Source organism: Ruegeria sp. AF1 (assembly GCF_056542125.1).
This window is the reverse complement of sequence record NZ_JBQFZG010000001.1, coordinates 417,693-441,058: the sequence shown is the minus strand read 5'-3', so window position 1 is coordinate 441,058 and position 23,366 is coordinate 417,693. Positions and strand designations below refer to the sequence as shown.

At 57.8% G+C, this 23,366-nt stretch carries 22 protein-coding genes and 1 tRNA gene; 12 read left to right on the top strand and 11 right to left on the bottom strand.

Features of this window, described 5'->3' with window-relative positions; translation table 11 throughout:
* Window positions 1–305 precede the first annotated feature (305 nt).
* On the top strand, window positions 306–551 hold the full coding sequence (locus ACR0BK_RS02155; protein WP_480472945.1) for an EF-hand domain-containing protein: 246 nt from the start codon (window positions 306–308) through the stop codon (window positions 549–551).
* A gap of 52 nt (window positions 552–603) precedes the next feature.
* On the opposite strand, the gene ACR0BK_RS02150 is transcribed toward ACR0BK_RS02155, so the two are convergent.
* A complete protein-coding gene (locus tag ACR0BK_RS02150; RefSeq protein ID WP_480553597.1) occupies window positions 604–2,148 on the bottom strand; it encodes a trimethylamine methyltransferase family protein in 1,545 nt (514 codons plus the stop codon).
* 414 nt (window positions 2,149–2,562) lie between these two features.
* Here ACR0BK_RS02150 and ACR0BK_RS02145 point away from each other — a divergent pair, with 414 nt between their 5' ends.
* A complete protein-coding gene (locus ACR0BK_RS02145) occupies window positions 2,563–3,081 on the top strand; it encodes an outer membrane protein (protein ID WP_480553595.1) in 519 nt (172 codons plus the stop codon).
* 6 nt (window positions 3,082–3,087) lie between these two features.
* Here the strand turns inward: ACR0BK_RS02145 and ACR0BK_RS02140 are convergent, their stop codons facing one another.
* Both ACR0BK_RS02140 and ACR0BK_RS02135 read right to left on the bottom strand, forming a co-directional pair.
* Entirely contained in the window at window positions 3,088–4,272 is a 1,185-nt protein-coding gene (locus tag ACR0BK_RS02140; protein WP_480553593.1) for a pyridoxal phosphate-dependent aminotransferase, read from the bottom strand.
* Window positions 4,273–4,328: 56 nt separating this feature from the next.
* Window positions 4,329–4,673: an MmcQ/YjbR family DNA-binding protein gene (locus tag ACR0BK_RS02135; protein WP_480553591.1), complete on the bottom strand. Its 345-nt coding sequence runs from the start codon at window positions 4,671–4,673 to the stop codon at window positions 4,329–4,331.
* Window positions 4,674–4,892: 219 nt separating this feature from the next.
* Between ACR0BK_RS02135 and cysS the strand changes: the two genes are divergently transcribed.
* The 3 genes from cysS to ACR0BK_RS02120 are packed head-to-tail and all read left to right on the top strand — an operon-like array spanning window position 4,893 to window position 8,703.
* The gene (gene cysS / locus ACR0BK_RS02130) at window positions 4,893–6,290 is read left to right on the top strand and encodes a cysteine--tRNA ligase (RefSeq protein ID WP_480553589.1); all 1,398 of its coding nucleotides are present in this window, start codon (window positions 4,893–4,895) and stop codon (window positions 6,288–6,290) included.
* Window positions 6,290–7,924: a citramalate synthase gene (gene cimA / locus ACR0BK_RS02125; RefSeq protein WP_480517130.1), complete on the top strand. Its 1,635-nt coding sequence runs from the start codon at window positions 6,290–6,292 to the stop codon at window positions 7,922–7,924. The genes cysS and cimA overlap by 1 nt, the downstream gene beginning before the upstream one ends.
* Window positions 7,925–7,926: 2 nt before the next feature.
* Window positions 7,927–8,703: a squalene/phytoene synthase family protein gene (locus ACR0BK_RS02120; protein ID WP_480553883.1), complete on the top strand. Its 777-nt coding sequence runs from the start codon at window positions 7,927–7,929 to the stop codon at window positions 8,701–8,703.
* Here ACR0BK_RS02120 and ACR0BK_RS02115 read toward each other — a convergent pair whose 3' ends face one another.
* Entirely contained in the window at window positions 8,704–9,930 is a 1,227-nt protein-coding gene (locus ACR0BK_RS02115; RefSeq protein WP_480553587.1) for an MFS transporter, read from the bottom strand.
* 97 nt (window positions 9,931–10,027) lie between these two features.
* Between ACR0BK_RS02115 and ACR0BK_RS02110 the strand changes: the two genes are divergently transcribed.
* The gene (locus tag ACR0BK_RS02110) at window positions 10,028–10,660 is read left to right on the top strand and encodes a DNA-3-methyladenine glycosylase family protein (RefSeq protein ID WP_480553882.1); all 633 of its coding nucleotides are present in this window, start codon (window positions 10,028–10,030) and stop codon (window positions 10,658–10,660) included.
* Window positions 10,657–11,322, top strand: a complete 666-nt coding sequence (locus ACR0BK_RS02105) for an alpha/beta hydrolase (protein WP_480553585.1) — start codon at window positions 10,657–10,659, stop codon at window positions 11,320–11,322. Before ACR0BK_RS02110 ends, ACR0BK_RS02105 begins: the two co-directional genes overlap by 4 nt.
* A 43-nt stretch (window positions 11,323–11,365) precedes the next feature.
* Here the strand turns inward: ACR0BK_RS02105 and ACR0BK_RS02100 are convergent, their stop codons facing one another.
* Both ACR0BK_RS02100 and ACR0BK_RS02095 read right to left on the bottom strand, forming a co-directional pair.
* Complete coding sequence (locus ACR0BK_RS02100) at window positions 11,366–11,791, bottom strand: VOC family protein (protein WP_480553583.1); 426 nt, start codon at window positions 11,789–11,791, stop codon at window positions 11,366–11,368.
* 32 nt (window positions 11,792–11,823) lie between these two features.
* Window positions 11,824–12,429, bottom strand: a complete 606-nt coding sequence (locus tag ACR0BK_RS02095) for an rRNA large subunit pseudouridine synthase E (RefSeq protein WP_480476745.1) — start codon at window positions 12,427–12,429, stop codon at window positions 11,824–11,826.
* Between the two features lie 213 nt (window positions 12,430–12,642).
* Here ACR0BK_RS02095 and ACR0BK_RS02090 point away from each other — a divergent pair, with 213 nt between their 5' ends.
* Window positions 12,643–13,230, top strand: coding sequence for an HNH endonuclease (locus tag ACR0BK_RS02090; RefSeq protein ID WP_209503840.1), 588 nt, complete (start codon window positions 12,643–12,645; stop codon window positions 13,228–13,230).
* Here the strand turns inward: ACR0BK_RS02090 and ACR0BK_RS02085 are convergent.
* Both ACR0BK_RS02085 and ACR0BK_RS02080 read right to left on the bottom strand, forming a co-directional pair.
* Window positions 13,227–13,697 (bottom strand): disulfide bond formation protein B, encoded by a 471-nt coding sequence (locus ACR0BK_RS02085; RefSeq protein WP_480472923.1) that lies wholly within the window; start codon window positions 13,695–13,697, stop codon window positions 13,227–13,229. The genes ACR0BK_RS02090 and ACR0BK_RS02085 overlap by 4 nt on opposite strands.
* On the bottom strand, window positions 13,694–14,272 hold the full coding sequence (locus ACR0BK_RS02080) for a YqaA family protein (protein ID WP_480472921.1): 579 nt from the start codon (window positions 14,270–14,272) through the stop codon (window positions 13,694–13,696). Before ACR0BK_RS02080 ends, ACR0BK_RS02085 begins: the two co-directional genes overlap by 4 nt.
* A gap of 145 nt (window positions 14,273–14,417) precedes the next feature.
* On the opposite strand from ACR0BK_RS02080, the gene ACR0BK_RS02075 reads away from it, so the two are divergent.
* The 4 genes from ACR0BK_RS02075 to ACR0BK_RS02060 all read left to right on the top strand — a co-directional run bounded on the left by ACR0BK_RS02075 (window position 14,418) and on the right by ACR0BK_RS02060 (window position 19,083).
* Window positions 14,418–14,503, top strand: a tRNA-Leu gene (locus tag ACR0BK_RS02075).
* 465 nt (window positions 14,504–14,968) lie between these two features.
* The gene (locus ACR0BK_RS02070; RefSeq protein ID WP_480472919.1) at window positions 14,969–15,937 is read left to right on the top strand and encodes a TAXI family TRAP transporter solute-binding subunit; all 969 of its coding nucleotides are present in this window, start codon (window positions 14,969–14,971) and stop codon (window positions 15,935–15,937) included.
* Between the two features lie 108 nt (window positions 15,938–16,045).
* Complete coding sequence (locus ACR0BK_RS02065; protein WP_480553581.1) at window positions 16,046–18,655, top strand: TRAP transporter permease; 2,610 nt, start codon at window positions 16,046–16,048, stop codon at window positions 18,653–18,655.
* Window positions 18,652–19,083, top strand: coding sequence for a universal stress protein (locus tag ACR0BK_RS02060; RefSeq protein WP_480472915.1), 432 nt, complete (start codon window positions 18,652–18,654; stop codon window positions 19,081–19,083). Before ACR0BK_RS02065 ends, ACR0BK_RS02060 begins: the two co-directional genes overlap by 4 nt.
* Before the next feature lie 58 nt (window positions 19,084–19,141).
* Here ACR0BK_RS02060 and ACR0BK_RS02055 read toward each other — a convergent pair whose 3' ends face one another.
* From ACR0BK_RS02055 to ACR0BK_RS02045, 3 genes are read right to left on the bottom strand one after another with little or no spacing between them, the layout of a single operon-like run.
* Window positions 19,142–20,182: a lipocalin-like domain-containing protein gene (locus tag ACR0BK_RS02055; RefSeq protein WP_480553579.1), complete on the bottom strand. Its 1,041-nt coding sequence runs from the start codon at window positions 20,180–20,182 to the stop codon at window positions 19,142–19,144.
* Complete coding sequence (locus tag ACR0BK_RS02050) at window positions 20,172–22,586, bottom strand: FtsX-like permease family protein (protein WP_480553577.1); 2,415 nt, start codon at window positions 22,584–22,586, stop codon at window positions 20,172–20,174. Before ACR0BK_RS02050 ends, ACR0BK_RS02055 begins: the two co-directional genes overlap by 11 nt.
* Window positions 22,583–23,230, bottom strand: coding sequence for an ABC transporter ATP-binding protein (locus ACR0BK_RS02045; RefSeq protein WP_480553575.1), 648 nt, complete (start codon window positions 23,228–23,230; stop codon window positions 22,583–22,585). Before ACR0BK_RS02045 ends, ACR0BK_RS02050 begins: the two co-directional genes overlap by 4 nt.
* Window positions 23,231–23,366: the final 136 nt, after the last annotated feature.

Genomic DNA, 23,366 nt, shown 5'->3' with positions numbered 1-23,366 from the left:
GTCAACGAAATGAGCCTGGAAGGCGAAACTGACAGGGGGCTTCGGCCCCCTTTCTTTTTACCCGCCGAGTCGTCCCGGATAAGCGCCACATTGCCGGATTGAGGTGGTCCTGTCGGGCAAGAGCCGCCGATACAGGTTTTGCCGCCTTCTTCAGGCGGAGGGCCGCAAACCCGACTCGGGCAAACACGCGAAGATTGGCGTGAAATCACGAAGTTCTACCAAAGCGCGTGACGCGCCGGGGTGTCCATGTGCTTCTGGGCGCTGTCCGGACGTAAACACAAACACACCTTTCAGGAGGCACTGAAATGAAATCGCATTATTTGATCGGGCTTTCCGTGGCCGTTCTGGGCTTGCCCGGCGTTGCTTCGGCCCAATCCTCAGCCGATACCAACGGTGATGGTCTTTTGACCATCGAGGAAATTCAGGCAGTCGTACCGGAAATCAACGCTGACACTTTCTCGGCCATGGATGCCAATGGTGACGGAGCGTTGGATGCAGACGAGGTCGCGATCGCGCAGGAGGCAGGATTGCTGCCGCCCAGCGACGGGTAGGCATCGAATGAACAGGCGGCCCGATCCATTTCGGGCCGCCTTTTCCATCACCTTAGGCGGGAAGATGGATTTTGAATTTTTTCCGAATCTCGGCGTCCAGAACCGGGTCGAACCTTGCAGGGGAAGGGGTGGAAAGGATTTCCTCTTTCCGGGCTACGGCTTTTTCCACCAGATCGGGCTTGCCAAGCTCCACCCACTCTTTCGGCGAGGAGCGATCTCCGAATGTTGGATAGACGTAATCTGACTGCATCCGGCTCAGCGTTGCGTCAGTTCCCAGATAGTGGCCTGGGCCGCCCATGCATACCGCCGCCATTTGATCCAGTGCCAGCGTGTCATCCGTCACTTCGATCCCGCGTACACAGCGTTGCGCCTGTCCGATCAGATCATCGCTGAGTATAAGGCTTTCCAGGCAGAACCCCAGCAACGAGGCATGCATCCCGGCCGCCTCATACACCATGTTCAGACCGGACAGACCTGCCATGACGTTCGAACACATCTGTTCCCAGCCGGCCTGCATATCGGGCAGTTTCGAATCCGATGCGCCAGCGGCAGCACCGCCCGGCAGGTCATAGAACCGGTGCATCTGGGCACATCCGGCAGTTAGAAGGGCTTGTTCCCCTGAACCGATCGACATGGCACCGGTCCGCAGGTCCAGACCAAAGGGCCAGGTGCCGAAAATCGCCGGGGCACCGGGACTTACGGCATTAACATAAACCAATCCCGCCAGGCATTCCGCAGTTGCTTGCGTGATCGCACCGGCGATGGTCGACGGCGCTGTGGCACCGGCCATACCGGCAGATAGCAACAAGACAGGCATACCGGCCTTGATGCATGCTTCCATCACTTCGCAGCTTTCGGTTGCGAATTTCATTGGAGGAACAACAAAGCAGTTCGAGTTCGAAACGAAGGGGCGCTCGCGAAATTTGTTTTCACCGCCCGCAATCATATAGATCATCTCCATCGCCGGTGCGACGTGGCTTGGTTCGGTGAAGGATGTCCCGACATGTTTGAAAGACCCAGAACAACAGGCGTAAATTGTGTTGAGGTCCATTTCGAGGTTGTCCGCGATGTCACGACAGACCATTGGCCGCTGCACAAAGTGAATGTTATCAAGATGTTGGCAGATTCGCGCGGCATCGTGCAGATCTTGCACGGTGGAATGGCGATATTCCCGACCGTGGACGTCGACCATGGACACGGCGGCCCCGGCCGTACCGTAGTGCACTTTGGTGCCCGACAATTCCAGATCGGTGTTTCCATCCCGGCTGTACAAAGTGACTGAGCGGTTCGCCTTAGCAATCGTGTCCTCGACAAGGGCACGAGGGAAACGGATACGGCCATCGTCACCCAAGGTGCAGCCCGCACCGACCAGATAGTCAATGCCACTTTGCGGGGCATCCGCCAAGCCAATGGTTTCAAGCGCGGTAAGTGCTGCTTCGTGGATGCGTTCGATCTGCGCCTGTGTCAGTACATTCAGGACGCCGCCTTCCATTCCGGGGCGGACAGGTCGCAGGTGCTCAGGCAGTGCGGTTGCACGGGCAGCACGGCGCGCGGCGCGGCCGCCACTGCGCGAAGAATTGCGGGGTTGGTCGTTCATTTCAAGAATCCGGTCGTTGAGTGATGTCTTAAGGTGTCTGCAAGCACACCTTTACGGCCGTCCTCGTGCGGCACGGCCACGATCCGCCCCAATGGTGCGGCTGATCAGGCTGATTTTCCAGTCATCGTCTGCCATTTTGCCCCTCAACGTCTTGCGCGACAATTCCAAAACGCGGCGACACAATCTGTTCTATTTGCGACCTTTGATGATTATTCATATGGACAATTCTCACGGCTTATGGGGTCAGAGAACCAAACGCCGAGATTTTCGCCCGTTTTGGAAGAAATCTGTTATACTGCATTCACTTACTTCCAAGGTCTGCTGCGCGGAGTTGAATTATGAGCAGCAGGTCACAGATTGAATTGAAGTCATGCCTCTGATCGAAACCAGAGCGGTGTTGCATTGAACCCGACTATGAACCTTATTTCCGTCCTTGTTGTTGCGATATTTATCGCCGGCGCTAACCCTGTTGCGGCGGAGGATTGGACTGGCGGGTATGCCGGTTTCAGTTTTGGATTTGCAGATGCCGATGGTCCGGGTGGTGCGAATGGCGATGATACGGCCTTTGGTGCGCATCTGGGCTATGACCGGGACTTTGGGAATTTCGTTCTGGGCGGTGAGTTGGAGTATAATCGGCTGTCCCTGAACCTCGGACAGTCTCAGGGCAGTCTCGACAGCATGACCAGCTTGAAATTGCGTGGTGGATATGATTTCGGTAACGCTCTGGGGTACGTGGTCGTAGGCGCAGCGCGGGCTGATACATCGGTCGACAGTGACACAGCCGCGGTTTACGGAATCGGATTGGCCTATCCGATTGGCGAGAATTTCGTCATCAGCGGTGAAGCACTGCGGCAGAATTTCGACGATGTCACCCGGTCCAGCGGCAGTCTGGACACCAATGTTTTCAACCTGCGTACGACGTTTCGGTTTTGAATGCGGCTATTCAGCCGCGTGTCGCTTGGCGAGCTGCGCTGAAAACATGCACAGGGTTCTCAAGGCACTGACAAATTTCTCATCATCCACGGTCATGGCAACCCGAATGTGCCCCGCTGCGGCTTTGCCAAAGCTTTCGCCCGGCATGACCGCAATCGCATGAGTGTCCAAAAGGGCGTTCGCAAACCCTTCACCCGTCAACCCGGTCGCCCGTACATCCAGCATCAGATACATAGAACCCTGCGCCGGGACGAGCCCCACTGTGTTCTGTGCCGCTAATACGTCCATCGCCAATGAACGGCGGCGACGGAATGGCGCGGCGATCTTGTTTTCAAGTTCGTGTCCTGCGGTCAGTGCAAAGCTGGCCGCGTCCTGAATGAACCCCGGTACGCCATAGGTTGTATGAGTAGCCAGATCTATCAGGTGACGGATCACGTATTCAGGACCAACGATCCACCCGCATCGGGACCCGGTCATGGCATGAGATTTGGACATTGATCCAACAACCAAGGTACGGTCGGCCATTCCGGGCAGCACGCGGGCGGACAGGTGCTCGCCCTCCCAGATCTGGGTGTCATAGACTTCGTCTGATATCAGCCACAGGTCACGGCGTTGGCAAACATCGGCAATGGCTTCAAGTGACTGACGGGAATACACCACTCCGGTCGGGTTGTTCGGTGTGTTGATCAACAGCGAAACCGCGCCTTCCGCGGCTGCATCAATCAATTCGGCGCGCGGTTGAAATGCATCCTCTGCAGCGGTCCGAACAGCGCGGGCAATGGCCCCGGCACCGCGAATCGTCCCGGGATAGGTGGCATAATACGGGTCAAGAAACAGCCCGGTGTCGCCGGGATCGCACACAGCCATATGCGCCGCGAACAGGGCGGACTGCCCACCGGGCGTGACCAGTACATTGTTGCGCGTCGTTGGAATACCTGTGCGGGACTGAACCCGGGCAGCAACCGTATCACGCAGCAAATCTGTTCCGGGCACAGTGGCATAACCGGTGTGACCGTTGCGGGCCGACAGGCCCATAGCGTGCAGGATCGACGGGTCGGTACGAACGTCATGCTCGCCGATTGTCAATTCTGTCACGGCATGCCCATCATTCAGCATCCGTCGGGCGCGGTTGAACACCTCCCACCCGTCGCTGCCGCCGGTGATCTGCGTGATGCGCTTGGACAATTCCATGACAAGGGCCCCGGTTACTCTGCGCTGAATGGGACAGAGCGGCAGGCGTTTGTCAATCAGCTTCGCGGCGCTATCGAGGCCTGAAGTTTTTTGGTCAATGATGCGCGGACAAGGTCATAGGACACAGTCAAACGATGGCGCATTTCGTCAGCGCCGGTTTCAAACGGAAGACGCACCCAGCTGCGGTGGAAATAGGGGGCTTTTACGCCGATCCCGGCGTCAATCAGCATCTGCGCCGTCTCGATATCGGGCGTTTTGACGGAAACACCATCATTTGCGATTCCGATACAGGCGAACATCTTGCCACCAATTTTCCAGGCGTCATGGCCACCGCCCCAGGGATCGGACAGTTCAGCGCCGGGAAGCGTTTTGCAGATGGAAGTGACGAAATTTCGGTCCATGTTTGGCACTGTGCCCAACGGGGGTGGCAAACTCAACACTTGGCTTGCGAATGATCCCATGCTAACCGATGTCCCATGAACCCGGTGACCTGCATCATTATCTGCTGCATTACCTGCTGATTTATCAAGCGGGCCGGTTTCTTTCGTTTTCATCCCTGAGACAAGTTGCTAAGCCCGCGCCAACGCGCAAGCTTTTGCTGTTTCTTAGGAGCCCGACCGATGACGACGATCAAGCTGCACAACACACGGACGCGGACGAAGGAAGACTTCGTACCGATCGATCCTGAAAACGTGCGGATGTATGTCTGTGGCCCAACGGTCTATGACCGCGCCCATTTGGGTAATGCCCGTCCGGTGGTTGTGTTCGATGTGCTCTATCGCCTTTTGCGCTACGTCTATGGCGCAAAGCATGTGACCTATGTGCGCAACTTCACCGATGTGGACGACAAGATCAATGCGACGGCGCTGGCGCGCAAGCAGGCTGGTGCAGAAGGCACGCTGGAACAATTGGTGCAGGAGCGGTCGGACGAGACCATCGACTGGTACTTGCACGACATGGGGGCGTTGGGAGCGTTGGAACCCAACCAGATGCCGCGCGCGACCCAGTATATCGCCCAGATGATCGCGATGATCGAAGACCTGATCGCCAAGGGCCACGCCTATGCCGCCGAAGGCCATGTTCTGTTCGCGGTCGACAGCTGGAAAGAAAGCTATGGCAAGCTGTCTGGCCGGTCGGTCGATGACATGATCGCAGGTGCGCGGGTCGAGGTGGCACCATACAAGAAAAACCCGATGGATTTCGTGTTGTGGAAGCCTTCGACCGATGAACTGCCGGGCTGGGACAGCCCATGGGGCAGGGGACGTCCGGGCTGGCACATCGAATGCTCAGCCATGAGCTATGAACTGCTGGGTGAGAGCTTTGATATCCATGGTGGTGGCAACGACCTGATGTTCCCGCATCATGAGAACGAGATCGCCCAAAGCAAATGCGCGCACCCGCATGGCGAATTCGCGCGGGTCTGGCTGCATAACGAGATGCTGCAGGTTGAAGGAAAGAAAATGTCCAAATCGCTGGGCAATTTCTTTACCGTGCACGATCTGTTGGAGCAGGGCGTGCCGGGTGAAGTGATCCGCTTCGTCTTTCTTCAGACGCATTATCGCAAGCCGATGGACTGGACCGAGAAAAAGGCCCATGAGGCCGAGGCGACGCTGCGCAAATGGCGGGCGCTGACAGCAGGTATCGAACCTGCCGCCAGTGCGGCACCTGAAGTCATCGCAGCACTAAGTGACGATCTGAATACGGCAGGTGCCATGAGCGAGCTTTACCGCCTGGCTTCAGATGGTGACGCCGCAGGCCTGTTGGCAAGTTCGCAACAGCTGGGTTTGCTTTTGTCTGAGATGGGCGACTGGGCCGATACCGCATCTTTCGACCTGACCGCCCATGCGGACCGTTTGGCGAAAGCACGAGCCACCGCGATGCAAAGCAAGGACTTCTCGGAAGTTGATCGCTTGAAGGCAGCATATGTAGCGGCGGGGCTTGAGGTTCGAATGAGCAAGGAAGGTGTCGAACTGGTGCCGGGCGCCGGTTTTGATGCTGCCAAGCTGGAGGAGGTCTGATGACCAAGGAACGCCTCTACCTTTACGACACAACCCTGCGCGATGGGCAGCAAACGCAGGGCGTGCAGTTCTCGACCGCAGAAAAAGTGCAGATCGCGCAGGCGCTGGACGCATTGGGCGTGGATTACATCGAAGGCGGTTGGCCCGGCGCCAACCCGACCGATAGCGCGTTTTTCGAGGTGGCTCCGAAAACCGCGGCCCGGTTGACGGCATTTGGCATGACCAAACGCGCAGGACGATCAGCCGAGAATGACGATGTGCTGGCTGCGGTGATGAATGCGGGAACGCAGGCTGTTTGTCTGGTCGGCAAGTCGCATGATTATCACGTCACCCACGCGCTTGGCATTTCACTGGAAGAAAACACGGAAAACGTGCGCGCCTCGGTCGCGCATATCGTCGCGCAGGGGCGTGAAGCGCTGTTTGATGCGGAACATTTCTTTGATGGCTACAAGGACAATCCGGAATATGCCGTGGATGTATGTCGCGCAGCGCTTGAGGCTGGCGCGCGGTGGGTTGTCCTGTGCGACACAAATGGTGGCGCTTTGCCGTCCGAGGTCGGGCGGATTGTATCCGAGGTGATCGCAGCCGGGCTGCCCGGTGATCGGCTGGGCATTCACACCCATAACGATACCGAAAACGCCGTTGCCTGTTCTCTGGCTGCTGTTGAGGCCGGTGCACGGCAAATTCAGGGCACATTGAATGGTTTGGGCGAGCGTTGCGGCAATGCAAATCTGACCGCTTTGATCCCGACGCTGTTGCTGAAGGAACCCTATGCGTCGCAGTTTGATATTGGTGTCAGCCGTGAGGCTTTGGCTGGTTTGACCCGGATCAGCCGGATGCTGGATGATGTTCTGAATCGGGTGCCCAGCAAGCAGGCGGCTTATGTCGGGGCGTCGGCTTTTGCGCATAAGGCCGGGCTGCACGCCAGCGCGATCCTCAAGGATCCATCGACATATGAGCATGTGGAACCCGCAAGCGTCGGGAACTCGCGTATCATTCCGATGTCGAACCAAGCTGGCCAGTCAAACCTGCGTAAGCGTTTGACCGAGGCCGGTTTGCGTGTTGAGGCAGGTGACCCGGCACTTGGCCGCATCCTTGACCAGATAAAAGCCCGCGAGGCTGACGGATATTCCTATGACACCGCTCAGGCCAGTTTTGAACTGCTGGCGCGGGAAGAGCTGGGTCAATTGCCCGAGTTCTTCGAGGTTAAGCGTTACAAAGTCACCGTTGAACGGCGTAAGAACAAATACAACAAGATGGTCAGCCTGTCCGAGGCCGTTGTTGTCGTAAGAGTGGATGGCGAAAAGAAGCTGTCTGTCAGCGAATCCATGGACGAGTCAGGCAGCGACAGGGGGCCGGTGAACGCGCTGGCCAAAGCCTTGGCCAAGGACCTGGGCCAGTATTCGCAGGTACTGTCAGATATGCGTCTGGTCGACTTCAAGGTGCGGATTACGCAAGGCGGCACCGAAGCGGTCACGCGTGTCATCATCGACAGCGAAGACGGGCAGGGGCGGCGCTGGTCTACCGTGGGCGTCAGCGCGAACATAGTCGATGCGTCTTTCGAGGCGCTTCTGGATGCGATTCAGTGGAAATTGGTGCGCGATTGTGATCCGAAAAAGGCAGCAGCCGAGTGAGCGTGATCTTTGACCAAGACGTCAAAGCCTGCGCGGCACTTGTGCAACGGGCTGATCCAGATCGTTTCCGCGCAGCGATGGCTGCACCGGTTGCAGACCGTGCAGTCCTGTTCCCAATTTACGCGCTGAACGTCGAAGTTGCCCGCGCACCCTGGGTGACGCAAGAACCGATGATCGCCGAGATGCGGCTGCAATGGTGGCGTGACGCGCTACAGGAAATTGCTGAAGGGGCAACCGTACGGCGGCACGAGGTGGTAACACCCTTGTCAAGGGTTCTTTCGCCCCATCTGGCTGGCGTTTTGGATGAATATGTGGCCGTAAGGCGTTGGGATATATACCGTGACCCGTTCGAAGATCAGGAACACTTTGACGCCTATATCGATCACAGTACGGGTTCATTGTTTGTTGCATCCGCTCAGGCGCTGGGGGCAGCGGATGAACCAGCGTTGCGTGACTTTGGATATGCGGTCGGGGTGGCGAACTGGCTGAGGGCTATTCCTGAACTGGAAAGACGCGGGCGGATACCGTTGCTGGACGGCACCTCTGAAGGGGTGCGTGCCTTGGCCGGGGCCGCATTGAATCGTCTGTACAAAGCCAGATCGCTTCGGGCTGATATTTCGGTTGAGGCAAGGTCGGCATTATATTCCGGGTGGTTGGCCGAACGGATATTGAAGCAAGCCATAGCCCGACCCGAACGTGTTGCCTCCGGTGCTCTGGTACCGGGAGAAATACAGCAGCGATTGTCCTTGATGTGGGCTGTGGGCAGCGGGCGCTGGTGATCAGGCCCGTTCCGGGTCGGCCGGTCGCAGAACCAGCCACAACAGGGCCCCGCCTGCCAGTGTCAGCAATGGGATCATTGCAAGGTTGACTGCTGTCCACCCTTCGACCGGGGACCCACCCGAGCAGTTCATCAATCCACCCGAAGCCAGCGAGGCCATAGTCACTCCGCCAAACACCAGCAAGTCGTTAAGGCCCTGCATCCGGCCGCGTTCCTGCGGCTCATGCGATGCGGCCAGCATCGTGGTCGCGCCGATAAAGCCAAAGTTCCATCCAACACCCAGAAGAATGAGGGCAACGAAAAAGTTCCCCAATTCAACGCCCTGCAAGGCGACCAGGCCAGCGGTTGCAAGAATCGCCAGACCCAGCGCAACAATCCTTTCGATACCAAACCGGGCGATCAGGTGACCGGTGAAGAAACTGGGCACATACATGGCAAGCACGTGGCTGGTAACGATGTCCGCCGCGTCATTGGCCGAGTAACCACAACCAACCACGGCCAACGGCGTTGACGTCATCACAAGGTTCATCAGCGCGTAAGATACCATGGCACATATGATGGCCACGGCGATGTGAGGTGTTTTCAACAACTCCAGTCGCGACCGCCCCTTGGGCTCGGAGCCGGTGGGTTTTGCAGGTGTTGGAATATCAAGGAAGAAGAACAGGGCGGACCCCAGAACATTGATCCCAATGACAGCCAGATAGGTGCCCAGAAAAGGGATGACATAGGCTTCGGATGTGAGTTTTACGATTTGCGGGCCAATGATGGCAGCCGCCAGTCCACCAGCCATGACATAGGAAATCGCTTTGGGGCGGAACTCGTCCGACGCGATGTCCGCTGCGGCGAACCGGTAGAATCCGTGGGCGCTCATGTAGAGGCCCGTCAACAGGCTGCCGACAAGGAAGACGGGGAAAGAGCCAAGAAACAGGCCATAGGCCCCGATCAACCCGCCCAACGCACCGGATGTCGCGCCAACAAAGAACCCGACGCGACGCCCCCATTTTTGCATGATGGCCGAAATTGGCGTGGCCGCCAGCATCGATCCCAGAACAATCAGTGAAATGGGCAATGTCGCCAGGCAGGGATTGGTCGCCAGCGACTGACCGGCCAGCCCTCCGACGATGAACATCATTGGCATCTGCGCGCCCAGAATGGCCTGCGCCGCCACTAAGACAGCAACGTTGCGTTTGGCCTGACGGTCATTAGGAAGGGTCGAGATCATGGTCATGGCGGAATGGGTATCGGCTAAGTGTTTGCGGCACAACCCGGTTGCATCTGCGGCACTTGCGCCTAACGTGCCAGTAACAACCGAGCAGGGGGACTACATGCCCGTTGGCCGCATCATCGAAACGCCGGGTTGTGTGGCGGAAGGGGCTGAATGGCTGGCCCGGAGCTGCCCACGCATGGCCTATGCAATGGAACAGATTGGCCCATTGCCGCTACGTCGCCGTCCTGACGGGTTCGCGCAGCTGCTGAGTGCCATTGTCAGCCAACAGGTCAGCGTGGCTTCGGCCAATGCAATATGGCAACGCCTGCAAGACGCCAAACTGACAGGTCCGCGTAAGATCATGTGGGCAACGGATGACGATCTGCGGGCCGTAGGGCTAAGCCGTCAGAAGATCCGATATGCAAAGGCGTTGGCAGAAGCGCGTTTAGATTACAAAGCGTTACGTGATGTTCCTGATGCGGAGGTTGTGACCACGCTGACGCAAGTGCCAGGCATCGGCGTATGGACTGCGGAAATATACGCAATGTTCTCACTTGGTCGCGCTGACGTGATCGCCCCCGGCGACCTGGCGCTGCAAGAGGCCGCGCGCATCCTCTATGACCTGCCCAATCGCCCAACGGATAAAGAACTGCGCAAGATGGCCGAGGCCTGGTCGCCCTGGCGCTCGGTTGCGGCGCGGGTGCTGTGGGCCTATTACCGGGTTGCAAAGCAAAGAGAAGGGATCAGATGACACGGGTTTTGAATGCGCTCCGGAAAGAGCCTGTTTCGGCCGACACGCGCTCGGTTGTGGTGTTCGTGCATGGCTATGGCGCAAACGGTGCCGATCTGCTGGGTTTGGCCGACCCGCTGGGTGAACATCTGCCCGACACATTGTTCGTGGCCCCGGACGCGCCCGAGCAGATCCCCGGAATGCCGAATGGCTTTCAGTGGTTTCCGATTCCCTGGATTGACGGGTCGTCTGAGGAAGAAGCGCGCAGGGGCATGGAAATGGCGGTCGAGGACTTTAATGCCTTTCTGGATGCGCTGATGGTGGATGAAGATGTTCTGCCCGAACAGGTAGTCCTGTTTGGTTTCAGTCAGGGCACGATGATGAGCTTGTATGTCGCGCCCCGCCGCGAAGACCCCGTGGCCGGAATTGTCGCTTTCTCAGGCCGTTTGCTAGAGGCGGACCTTCTGGCAGACGAAACTGTCAGCCGGATGCCGGTATTGCTGGTGCATGGCGACGCCGACGACGTCGTCCCGCCGCAATCCTTGCCCGAAGCGGCAGAGGCCCTGCAATCCGCCGGTTTCAAAGAGGTCTACGCTCATGTCATGAAGGGCACCGGGCACGGCATCGCCCCGGACGGGCTGAGTGTGGCCCTGGCCTTCATGCGCGACAAGCTGAGCCTTTAGCCGGTAAGATTAAATCAGCAGAACACTGTCGTTTCGCATCGGATTAAGACCAAAGATGCGCTTCCGCAAACTCGACTGAGTTTCCGGCCGGGTCGCGCACGTACAAAGATCGTGCGCCTCCGGGCCAGTCAAATTCTGCGTCTACGGGGACATTCCAGTCCAGAAGGTGCTTGCGCATTACCGCGATTTCATCACGGGTCAGTACAAGACACACATGCCCGGCACCACGGGCGCCATGTGGCGGAACGGGCATGTCCGGGTCGAGGGGCGGCTGTTCCGTCTGTTCCGGGTTAAAGATCAGCAGGACCGATCCGCCAATTCGGTAAAACACGTGGCGGTCGGCGACACGCTGAATGCGTTTCAGGCCCAGTACTTCGCCGTAAAACTGTTCTGCTGCGTCCAGATCATCGACATAAAGCGACGCTTCCAGAATCGCCGAAGGGGCCGGTATTCCGGGAGTTAGTTTCATGACTCAAGTTTAGCAGATCAGGGCAGGGTATGTCACCGGCGCGGTCGACGGTCGCGTTTTCGTTGCGGTGTGGTGTTCAGGGATGGCATGGGCAGGCTGTCCCACTGGCCCGGTTCCAGATCGTCCAGAGTCCAGTCTCCGATTCGATAACGGATCAGGCGCAGGGTCGGCAGGCCCACGGCGGCCGTCATTCGACGCACCTGACGGTTTTTGCCCTCGCGTATGGACAGTTCTATCCAACTGTCTGGAACTGTCTCGCGTTCGCGGATTGGTGGGGTGCGGGGCCACAGGTCGTCTGGCTCGTCGATCTGGCGCACCTTCGCCGGACGGGTCAGGCCGTCTTTCAACTCGACGCCGTTTCGCAGCGCTTTCAGGGCGGTTTCGTCCGGGATGCCTTCGACCTGAACCCAATAGGTTTTTGCCATCTTGTGCTTGGGATCCGATATCTGCGCCTGCAACTTGCCGTGGTCAGTCAGCAGCATCAAACCTTCGCTGTCACGATCCAACCGACCGGCGGGATAAACCCCGGGCAGATCGATGAAATCGGACAGTGTACTGCGCGGAGTATCCCCATTGTCGCGGTCGGTGAACTGCGGCAGCACATCATAAGGTTTGTTGAAGCGAATGAACCAGGACATGACCCGCGCATACCCCGAAGAGTGCGTCCCGCGCAAGCTGTGGATAACTGTCATGCGCCTGTTACGGATTCGCATTACCCAGTTTGCGACATATTGTGGAAAATCAGGGCTTGTCAGAGTATTAACACGATATATAGTTATACTAAGGCCGGGGCGGGTGTTCCCCGCTCTGATGTCAAAAACGGGCAGAGCAGAGCGAGGAGCGATTCTGATATGGACGGAGACTTCAGGACCGAATTTGTCAGGGAGCCTGGTGCGCTGAAGCATCATCCGGCATTGGTTTTGAACGCCGATTATCGCCCCCTGTCTTATTACCCGTTGTCCCTGTGGCCCTGGCAGGAAGCGATCAAGGCCGCCTGGCTGGATCGCGTCGACATCGTGGCCGAATACGACGAAGTGGTTCGCAGCCCAAGTACTCAGATCCGAATACCTTCGGTCGTTGTTCTGAAAGACTATGTAAAACCCAGAAAGCGCGTGGCCTTCACGCGCTTTAATTTATTTCTGAGGGACGAGTTCCGGTGCCAGTACTGTGGCAGCCGCGGTGATTTGACCTTTGATCATGTGGTGCCACGCGCCGCCGGTGGGGTGACCAGTTGGCAGAACGTTGTGGCGGCGTGCAGCCCGTGCAACCTGCGCAAAGGGTCGAAATCGCTGCGTCAGGCAGGAATGAGCCTGCGAAAGCCGCCCCGTCAGCCTGACGCCGAAGCACTGCGCAATGTTGGTCGGAAGTTTCCGCCCAATCACTTACACGAAAGCTGGATCGATTTTCTGTATTGGGATGCTGAGCTGGACGAATTCTAGGCCTTGCTTGCCCGCCACGCCGCGAGCCAGATCAGTACCAGAACAGCCGAGGCAATGGCATTCCATCCGGCCATCGAGATGTTGAACATTTCCCACGGGATATCGTCGCAGCGAACCAAAGGCGCTGACATAATCTGGTCGAACAGGTCGTCATTCGACATCCCACTGATGCTGCCGGATGTGCAACTGGTCGGACCTTCCCACCATCCTTGTTCAACGCCGGCGTGGTAAAACCCAATACCCGAAGTGACAGCCGCTGCCATCGCGCCACATAGCGGCAGGATGCTCAGTCTTGGCAAGGCCAGCGCCAAAACGCCAATCGCGATTGCGACCCCATGCGGGTAGCGCTGCCAGATACACATTTTACAGGGGGCAAGGCCGCCCAGATATTGAAAGCCAAAAGCTGCCAGCAGAAGGGCCAGGGACCCGAGACTTGCCAGTGCGATAAGTTGTGAACGTCTCGTCATAGGTATTTCACCACCAGGAAGCCGCCGAACAGGAGGACGATGAACAAGGTGAACATCAGCCCCAAGCGTTTTTCAATAAATTCACGGATCGGCTCGCCAAAGCCCCAAAGCAGCGCCGCAACAAGGAAGAATCTGAGCGCACGTGCCAGTATCGACGTTGCGATGAATGTCCCAAGCGGCATTCCTGTCCAGCCGGACATGATGGTGATGACCTTGTACGGGAAAGGCGTCACTCCGGCGGCCAGGACCGCCCAGAACCCGAAATCGTTGAAGCGTGTGTTGAATTCTTCCATCGCATGGGCCTTGCCCATGGATTCAAGAATGGGCTGCCCCAGACTTTCATAGAAAAACGCACCAATCGCATAGCCCAGCATCCCGCCCAGAACCGAAGCCACCAGAGCAACAGTTGCAATCAGCCAGGCGCGCGACGGGCGCGCCAGGATCATCGGAATCATCAGAACGTCGGGGGGAATCGGAAAGAACGAACTTTCGACAAAGGCCACAACAGCCAGCGCCCACAGCGCATGAGGGTGTTCCGCCAGACGAATTGTCCAGTCATAAAGTGATCGCAACATTAAGCACTCAAATCCCGTTCTCGGCCCCGGAAAGCCAAACCACGCACCTGACGGCCCGTCAACCATCGCGGTCGAAACAAATGGATTATTGGATGATTTTTGCCTCTGGACCTTCCCTCGGATGGGCGCTAATCCAGTGTCCGTGGCCCAAGTGGCGGAATGGTAGACGCAGGGGATTCAAAATCCCCCGGTAGTGATACCGTGCCGGTTCGAGTCCGGCCTTGGGTACCAAAGTAAAAACAGGGGGTTAGGGGAACCTGCTTCCTGTTTTTTCTTTTCGGGCTTATTGCGTGCTCGCGCACTTAACTCTCACTTTTCGATCTGGTCTCGTTCTTTTCAGTCCTCTGTTATCAGTCTCATGCTAATACAGGGGCACCGTATACGTCCTGCTGTCGAACCGACCTGAACAGAAAAGGACAGTAAAGTTCCGGAAGACTGATCGGGCGGGTTTTCCTGTGTGCCAGAGGGGAAAATTCAAAACTTACGCTCATATATGCGGAATGGAGCAAGTCAGGCTGGCGCTGGCCTTGACATTGAATGTATCTGGATGAACCCTCAAGGGGGTTGGGAGAAACTGGAAAATTCAACAGGTTGCATCTGCTGTGAAGCGGGCCGATTTTTTTATCGGCACGGATTCATGAGCAGGGTGATTGATTTGAATTCCAACTGCCAGACAAAAAATGTGGGAGTTCTGAAATGAAAAACAGCAGCAAATTGAGCCTCGGCGCGTTTGTAACCGCAGCCATGTTGGCTCCGGCGGCCTATGCCGAAGAGTTCATTACAATTGGTACCGGCGGCGTGACCGGTGTTTATTATCCGACAGGTGGCGCGATCTGCCGTCTGGTGAACAAGGGTCGGAAAGAACACGGTGTGCGCTGCTCGGTCGAATCGACCGGTGGCTCGGTCTACAACATCAACACCATTCGCGAAGGCGAGCTGGAATTCGGTGTTGCCCAGTCCGACTGGCAGTATCACGCGTATAACGGCACCTCGAAATTTGAAGAGGCAGGTCCCTTCGAAAAGCTACGTGCGGTGTTCTCGGTCCACCCCGAGCCATTCACCGTTGTGGCCCGCGCGGATGCCGGTATTTCCAGCTTTGAAGACCTCAAGGGCAAGCGCGTGAACATCGGTAACCCGGGTTCTGGCCAACGTGGCACCATGGATGTGGTTCTGGAAGCGTTGGGCTGGACCGTCGATGATTTCGAATTGGCGTCCGAGCTGAAAGCGGCTGAGCAGTCGGCTGCGCTTTGTGACAACCAACTGGATGCGATGATTTACACCGTGGGTCACCCGTCGGGTTCGATTCAGGAAGCTACGACAGCCTGCGATTCTGTTCTAGTGAACGTCACCGGTGATGCGATTCAGGGTCTGATCGACAACAACTCATACTACCGCACTGCGACTATCCCGGGTGGCATGTACCGGGGTTCGGACAATGACACCACCACCTTTGGCGTGGGCGCGACCTTCGTGACTTCGGCGGATGTGTCGGACGATGCTGTCTATGCGGTTGTAAGCTCGGTCTTTGAGAACTTCGAAGACTTCAAAAAGCTGCACCCGGCATTTGCAAATCTCAAGCCCGAGGAGATGATTTCGGACGGCCTGTCCGCTCCGCTGCATCCGGGCGCCGAAAAGTACTACAAAGAAAAAGGCTGGATTCAGTAAGCCAGACTTTACACGGGGCGTCCTTTTGCGGCGCCCCGGTTCACATCCGGGATAAACCGGGGACAAGAGGGCCAAAGAATCCAAGGCCGCAGGACGGGGAGATTTCACATGAGTTCCGATACACAGGGCAATCGCCCACTCTCGGAGGAAGAGCTTCAGGACCTTGTCGCCTCATCCGATGCAGGGGCGCGAAATCCCGCTGGAAACGTGGGGCTGTTTCTGGCGATTGTTGCCGTTTTGTGGTCGGTATATCAGATCGTTCTGGCCTCTCCCTTGTCGAATTACCTGCTGCCCGGAAGCGTGGTGAATAATTCACGCCAGATCCATCTGGCCTTTGCGATCTTTCTGGCGTTTGCGGCCTATCCGGCGCTGAAATCCAGCCCGCGCAATTATGTCCCTGTTCAGGACTGGGTCATGGGCGTTTTGGGCGCGGGTATCGCGCTGTACGGCTACATCTTCTATGAGAAACTGGTCAATAATGGCCTGCTGGCCGATGACATCGACAAATGGGTGGCTTTGTTGGGGCTGCTGTTGCTGTTTGAGGCCGCGCGCCGCGCACTTGGTCCGGCAATGGCGATCATAGCCACGGTTTTCCTGGCCTATGTGTTCTTTGGATCGTCTTCCTGGGTCCCCGAAGTGATCCAGTGGAAAGGTGCGAGCCTGAAAAAGGCCATGAGCCATATGTGGATCACGTCCGAAGGCGTGTTTGGCATCGCGCTGGGTGTTTCTACGAAATTCGTATTCCTGTTCGTGCTGTTTGGCGCGCTACTCGATAAGGCTGGGGCAGGGAACTACTTCATAAAAATGGCCTTTGGCGCTCTGGGTCACCTGCGGGGCGGCCCTGCCAAGGCGGCCGTTGTGGGGTCTGCGGCAACTGGCCTGATCTCGGGTTCGTCGATTGCCAACGTTGTTACCACCGGTACGTTCACCATTCCGTTGATGAAGCGCGTTGGCTTTTCCAGCGAACAGGCGGGGTCGGTCGAAGTTGCAAGTTCCGTGAACGGTCAGATCATGCCGCCTGTAATGGGTGCTGCGGCGTTCCTGATGGTGGAATATGTGGGCATCTCATATGTCGAGGTGATCACCCACGCCTTCCTGCCAGCGGCGATTTCTTACATCGCACTGGTCTATATTGTGCATTTGGAAGCGGTGAAGCGGAACATGCCAACCTTGGGTGACCGAGACGTGCATCTGGCGCGAACCGTTGTGGGTATGCTGGCCTTCTTCCTGGTGTTTGCTGGGCTTTGCTATGGCTCGCAATTCCCGGTTGATGCTGTAACAAGCTGGATTCCGTCCGCGGCGGGCTTTGTGCTGAGCCTGATCGTCTGCGCGGTTTACGTCGGATTGCTTTTTCTGGCGGCACAAGTGCCGGACCTTGAGCCTGACGATCCGAATGCAAAGGAAGTCACGCTGCCGGTTGTCGCAGATATCTACAAGGCAGGTTTGCACCACCTGCTGCCGATCGTCGTTCTGGTTTACTTCCTGATGATCGAACAAAAATCACCGGGGCTGTCGGCCTTCTGGGCAACCGCATTGCTGTTCGTAATCCTGCTGACGCAGAAACCGCTCAAGGCGCTTTTCCGGGGGCAGAGCAATTTAATCAGTACCTTCGTCGACGGTGTCGCTGACCTGTGGCAAGGTCTGATTGACGGCGCGCGGAACATGATCGGTATCGCACTGGCAACTGCAACTGCGGGCGTGATCGTGGGTACCGTGACCTTGACGGGTGTTGGTCAGGTTATGGCTGATCTGGTCGAGTTCCTGTCGGGCGGCAATCTTATCCTGATGCTGATCATGGTTGGCCTGCTGAGCCTGATTCTGGGCATGGGCCTGCCGACCACGGCGAATTATATCGTTGTCAGCTCGTTGATGGCCGGAGTGGTCGTTGAACTGGGGGCGCAGAGCGGACTTATCGTGCCGTTGATTGCCGTGCACCTGTTCGTCTTCTACTTCGGGATCATGGCGGATGTGACGCCACCGGTGGGTCTGGCCAGTTTCGCCGCTGCCGCTGTATCAGGCGGTGATGCAATCAAAACCGGCTTCACAGCATTCTTCTACAGCCTGCGCACCGTGGCACTGCCTTTTGTGTTCATCTTCAACACCGATCTTCTGTTGATTGACGTAACATGGTTCGAAGGAATTACGGTGGCAATTTTCGCGACCATAGCGATTCTGGTCTTCACGGCGGGCACGATGGGGTATTTCCTGGCCCGCAGCCGTATATATGAAAGTGTTGCCCTGGTTCTGGTGGCGTTTGCCCTGTTCCGACCAGACTTTTTCATGGATCGTATCTCGCCTCCGTTCGAATCGGTTGAACCCGCTGCATTTGAAGAGACCATTGGTCAGACACCGCCGGGAACGGATGTCCGCCTAGTGGTCGCAGGCCCCGATTACGATACGCTTGAAATGGTGGACACAACCGTTGTTGTCACTGTGGGCGACGAGGAAGGGGGGGCCGCACGGGTCGAGGCGATGGGCCTGCTGCTGTTTCCCGAGGACGGGCTGGTCAAGCTTGACGAGCCGCTGTTCGGCGCGCCGGTGGCCGACGATCTGGCCATCTTTGACTACTATGGCGATGAACCCGTACGCCTGACGTCGGTCAGCTTGCCGTCCGACCAGCTGCCCAAGCAGCTGGTGTATATCCCAGCGATGATCCTCTTGGGTCTTATCGCGTTCCTGCAACGCGGCCGTGCCGCCAGACAAGGGGTGCCCGCATGACACGTTCTGTTCTGTGTGCCATTGATATCAGCAATGGCGAGATTGATGCTCCGGTCCTGCAAAAAGCCGCTGCTTTGGCGGATCTGGAAGGGGCACAGTTGGATGTCGTGACTGTGCTGCCCGATTTCGGGGAAAGCTGGGTGTCCGGGTTTTTTGAATCAGGTTTTCACGACAAGGCGTTGGCCGAGGCGCGAGCCAAACTGACGGCGCTGTGCATTTCGGCATTGGGGGCAGAGCGCAATGAAAGCATCCGCCATGTAGTCGCGACAGGCACAGCCTATCAGGAGATCCTGAAAACCGCCGAAAGTGCCGGTTCCGACCTGATTGTGATCGGCGCGCATAGGCCGGATTTCAAAGACTATCTGCTTGGTCCGAATGCAGCGCGTGTGGTGCGGCATTCCAACGTCTCAGTTTATGTGGTTCGCTGACTGATTTTCCAGCGCGCAAAAGATCGCGTCGCCGGTCGTAAAGAAAAGTCGGGTTGGTTCAGTAACCTGTCATCTCAAGATAGCCAACCCCTTTATGGCTGCCGTTTACGGTGACAGGGCCTTCCCAGTATTCGAAACCGGTACCCATCCACGCATCAGGTGTCAGGGCTGAGACCTGAATATCTATGCCCCGATCCGCTAGGTCGACTTGCCAGTGTGTCGGGATATTGCGTCCGGCAACCTCGTCGGTACTCAGCGGCAAAAGGCCGATTGTACCGTTGGGGATGGCCTCAGTACTGCCGTCAGAATTGATCCAGGTGGCCGAGGTGAAATCGCCTCGATCCCCGCGCAGGCGAAAAGCCATCAGCTTATCGCCTCCCTCAAAACTGAGCGAGAACCAATCCCAGCCCCTCTGATCCGCCGCCAAGGGTTGTGAGGACCATTCCCGATCCAGCCACCCCTGACCGGTTACCAGCACCTCGCCATCCGGCAAATGCAGCACGCCTTCGACTGTGTAAAAGGGCTGCGAGTAATAGTAACTTGCCTGTCCATCGGCGGATTTGACCGAATAGCCCGCGTCGCCGTGAAATACCAATGGCCCTTGCGCAGTCAGTGAAAGATCATAGCCGAATTCATCACCATTGGCCGTCAGTGACAGGCTGTCCAAATCCGATCCGGCCATGCGCCATTCATCAATCCAGGCCTCAATCGGTTGTGCGGTTACACCGGCCTGGCCAATCCCCCCGCGTGACAATCGCTCGGTAAAAAAATGATCCTTGGGGGTCGTAACAGCAGCATGACCCATCCAAAGTTGCGGGCTTTGCCACCCGTCGCTGTCATAGGGTTTCAGGGCTGACCGGAACAGGGTCCATTGAATGCCATAGTCCAGGCCGTCGTCCCCTTGGAGATTGGCGGTCAGATACCACCATTCGATGCGGTAGGCCGGGTGGGGGCCGTGATCCTTTGGGAAATCAAACTCATACCCGGCTGCCGGCACTTCAAAACCTTCAGCGGTTCCGCCTAGACCTGCATAGCCCTGCGCCCAAAGCGGTATCGGGTAGAGCCACATAAGCAGGATTAGTAGGGTCCTAACGTTCATTGGCGAACACTTTCAGCAGATCGGCGGGTGGCAGGCGCAGCATCCGTAGCGCGGGCAGGGCGGCGGCAAGCAGGGCAGCAAGAAGGGTCAGTAGAAACAGCCACAGCCAATCCCAGGGGAAGACGAACATCGGCAGGCGCCAACCAAAAGCCTGAACGTTGATCACCGTCAGCAGAACCCATGCCAGAACAAGCCCAAGTGGCAACGCCAGACAGGCGGTCAATGCCGCCAGCAATAGGCTGCGCAACAGTTCCAGCCCTGCAAGTTGCGCCCTGTTCAGCCCCAGCGCCCAGACCGGTGCGATCTGTGGCAGGCGCTGGGTCCACAGGGTCAGCAGACTGGTGAGAATGGCAAATCCCGCCACGCCGAGGGTCAGTACATTCAACGCCGAGGTCACGACAAAAGTCTTCTCAAATATCGCAAGCGACTGCGCCTTCATTGCAGCTTGCTGTACGACAGCCTGACGTGGAAGGTTGAACCGTTCCCTTAAGGTTTGCGCCATTTCGGTTGCGTTTTCGGGGTTTAGACGAATGCCAAAGCGGCGGGCCTCCGTACCCGGAGCGATCCGGTTCAGTTGGTCCATCGAGACGATGGCTTGCCCGGTCGGATTCCCATAATCCGAATAGACCCCGGCGATGGTCAGGATGTGGTCCGGCGATAAGGCCAAAGCACCGCCGGGCCAGAGATCGGCACGTCGCGCCAGTTGCTCGTTGATCAGAACCGCACGCCCGGCCATGACGTCATCCCATGCATTCGGGCTTGAGGTGATCACTGGCCAGTTCTGCCGATAGACCGGATCATCTACCACACCGTAAAGAAACAAAGGCCCCGTCTCGTGCGACAATTCCACATTTCGGATTGGCAGAATAGCTTCGACCTGAGGGCGCAGCCAGTCGGTAATCTCCTGCCCCTGATCGTCGTCGCTGGCAGTCAGGTAGAGTTCTGACGTCAGGCGCTGGTCCAGCCACCCGACGAATGTCAGCCGGAAGCTGGACACCATTGTGCCTACGCCGACATTCGCCGCCAAAGCCAGCAACAGGGCCATCAGGGCAAGTGACAACCCGGGCAGTTGTGCCCGCATATCTGCCCAGACCCATTGCGTAACAGGGCCCCGCGCCGCTCGGGCGCAGAGTGAAAGCATTACAGACAAAAGCGCAGGCAGCAGCAGCGCTGCACCGGTCAGCAAGCCAGCCAACAGGGCAAACCCGGCGATCAGCCCCCCGAAACTGACATAAGCCAAAACGCCACCCAGGATCATGACCAATCCCAATGCCGCTGCAAGATGGCGCGCGCGGGGGTCGCCCCGCCACGCTTGAACGCCCGGACTTGCCAGCAGGGGCATGCGCGACAGGCGCCATAATGCGTGGCCGCTGGCCAGCAATGTGCCGAAGACTGCCATGGCGATCCCTGCCAAAACCCACTGCAATTGCAGCGTCAGTTGCCCTGTTACTGGTGCGTCGTAAAGGCCACGCAACGTGGCCGCGACATCGGGTAGAAGTGCTCCGGCCAGAAAGAAGCCCAAAAGCAACCCGACGAGCCCACCGATCAGGGCCAGAAAAGTCAGTTCAGCAAGGATCAGCCAGACCAGTAATCGCATCGAGACACCCAGTGCCCGCAGCGAACGGATGATGCCTCTGCGTTGTGCAAAGGCCAGCCCGACCGTGCCGTTCACGATAAAAAGGCCGACCGCAAAGGACAGCAATCCAAAGGCTGACAGGTTCAAATGAAAACTGTCGGTCAGCCGAGCAGTGTCGATCTTTTGTGAAGGGCTGATACGTTCCAGCTCAGGCGTGATCGTGGTTAGGGACTGAAGCCCGCGCGGCTGATCGGGCAGAATAATGAGCCGCGAGATTGCACCGGGCTGATTCAGAAGACGTTCGGCAACGCCGATATCCGTCAGGATCACATCCGGCGGCAGCGCAGAAGTACTGAGAACCGGGGGCAGAGTGTCCTGATCGCGCAACAAGGGCTCCAATTCTGTCGAAACCAGCAGGCGACCCGGAGCAGTCAATATGTCCGCCGGTTCGGGCGGCGCACCGCTTTGCTGGGCCTCGGTAATTGCGGGCAGGGCGGGATAGGCCACCATATCCACGCCCATCAAACGCAACGTACGTCCGGCGACCCGATAAGGGCCTTCCAGTACGGCGGCCACCTGCCACCCCGCGCGACGCAGGTCGACATAACGGGACATGGCGATGAAACCGGCTGGATCGTGCAATTCGTCAAACTGCCCAAGTGCCAGTTGGGCGTTGGCACGGGAATAGCTGGCGCGGGCCTCGGCATTGATGGCCTGTACAGCGGACCACAAACCAGTTGCCAGGGCGATACCGATCAGCAGCGTTGCCAGTTGCAACCAATGCACCCGCCAATGGGACAGCAGGGCCTGGACGACGGCCAATGTCATTGGATGCGCCCGCCGCTCAGGCGTAGGTGCGTGTCCAGACGGGCCGCGATTTGCGGGGAATGCGTCACCAGCAGCAAAGCTGCGCCAGTATCAGCCACAAGTGACAGCATCAGGTCCAGCACTTTGGCGCTGGCGGTTTCGTCAAGATTGCCTGTCGGCTCGTCCGCCAGCAACAGTTTCGGGCGCGCGGCCATGGCCCGTCCTATGGCCACCCGCTGCTGCTGGCCGCCCGACAAGCTTTCGGGGTAGCGGTCCAGCAGATCCGAAAGCCCAAGCCGGTCTGCCAATTGCCCGGACCATTGGGCATTTTCGGTACCTGCAAGGCGGGCATGAAAGGACAGGTTTTGCCCCACGGTCAGCGATGGGATCAGGTTGAACTGCTGGAACACAAGCGAAACCTTTGTGCGCCGCAACCCGGCCCGGCCCGCATCATCCAAAGGGGACAGGGGCGTGCCATCCAGCGTAATCTCGCCTCTGTCGAAACTGTCCAGGGCGGCGGCCAGATTCAGCAAGGTGCTCTTACCGCTGCCGCTTTCACCGGTCAGAGCAAGCGTTTGTCCCTGATCCAGTGTCAGAGACACGTCGCGCAAAACGGGCCGCCCGCCGGGATAAGTCTTTTGAACTCGGTCGATGATCAACAGCATGAAGCGCCCTTTTTGCACAGGATGTGCGCCGGACTTCCCAACTGTCCAGTGCAGACCTTTCACCGGTTCCTTTCGCCGCAGGCTACCTTATCCGGTGGCGGGGTTGTGCCTTGCGTTTTGAAAGGTCATTGTGCCC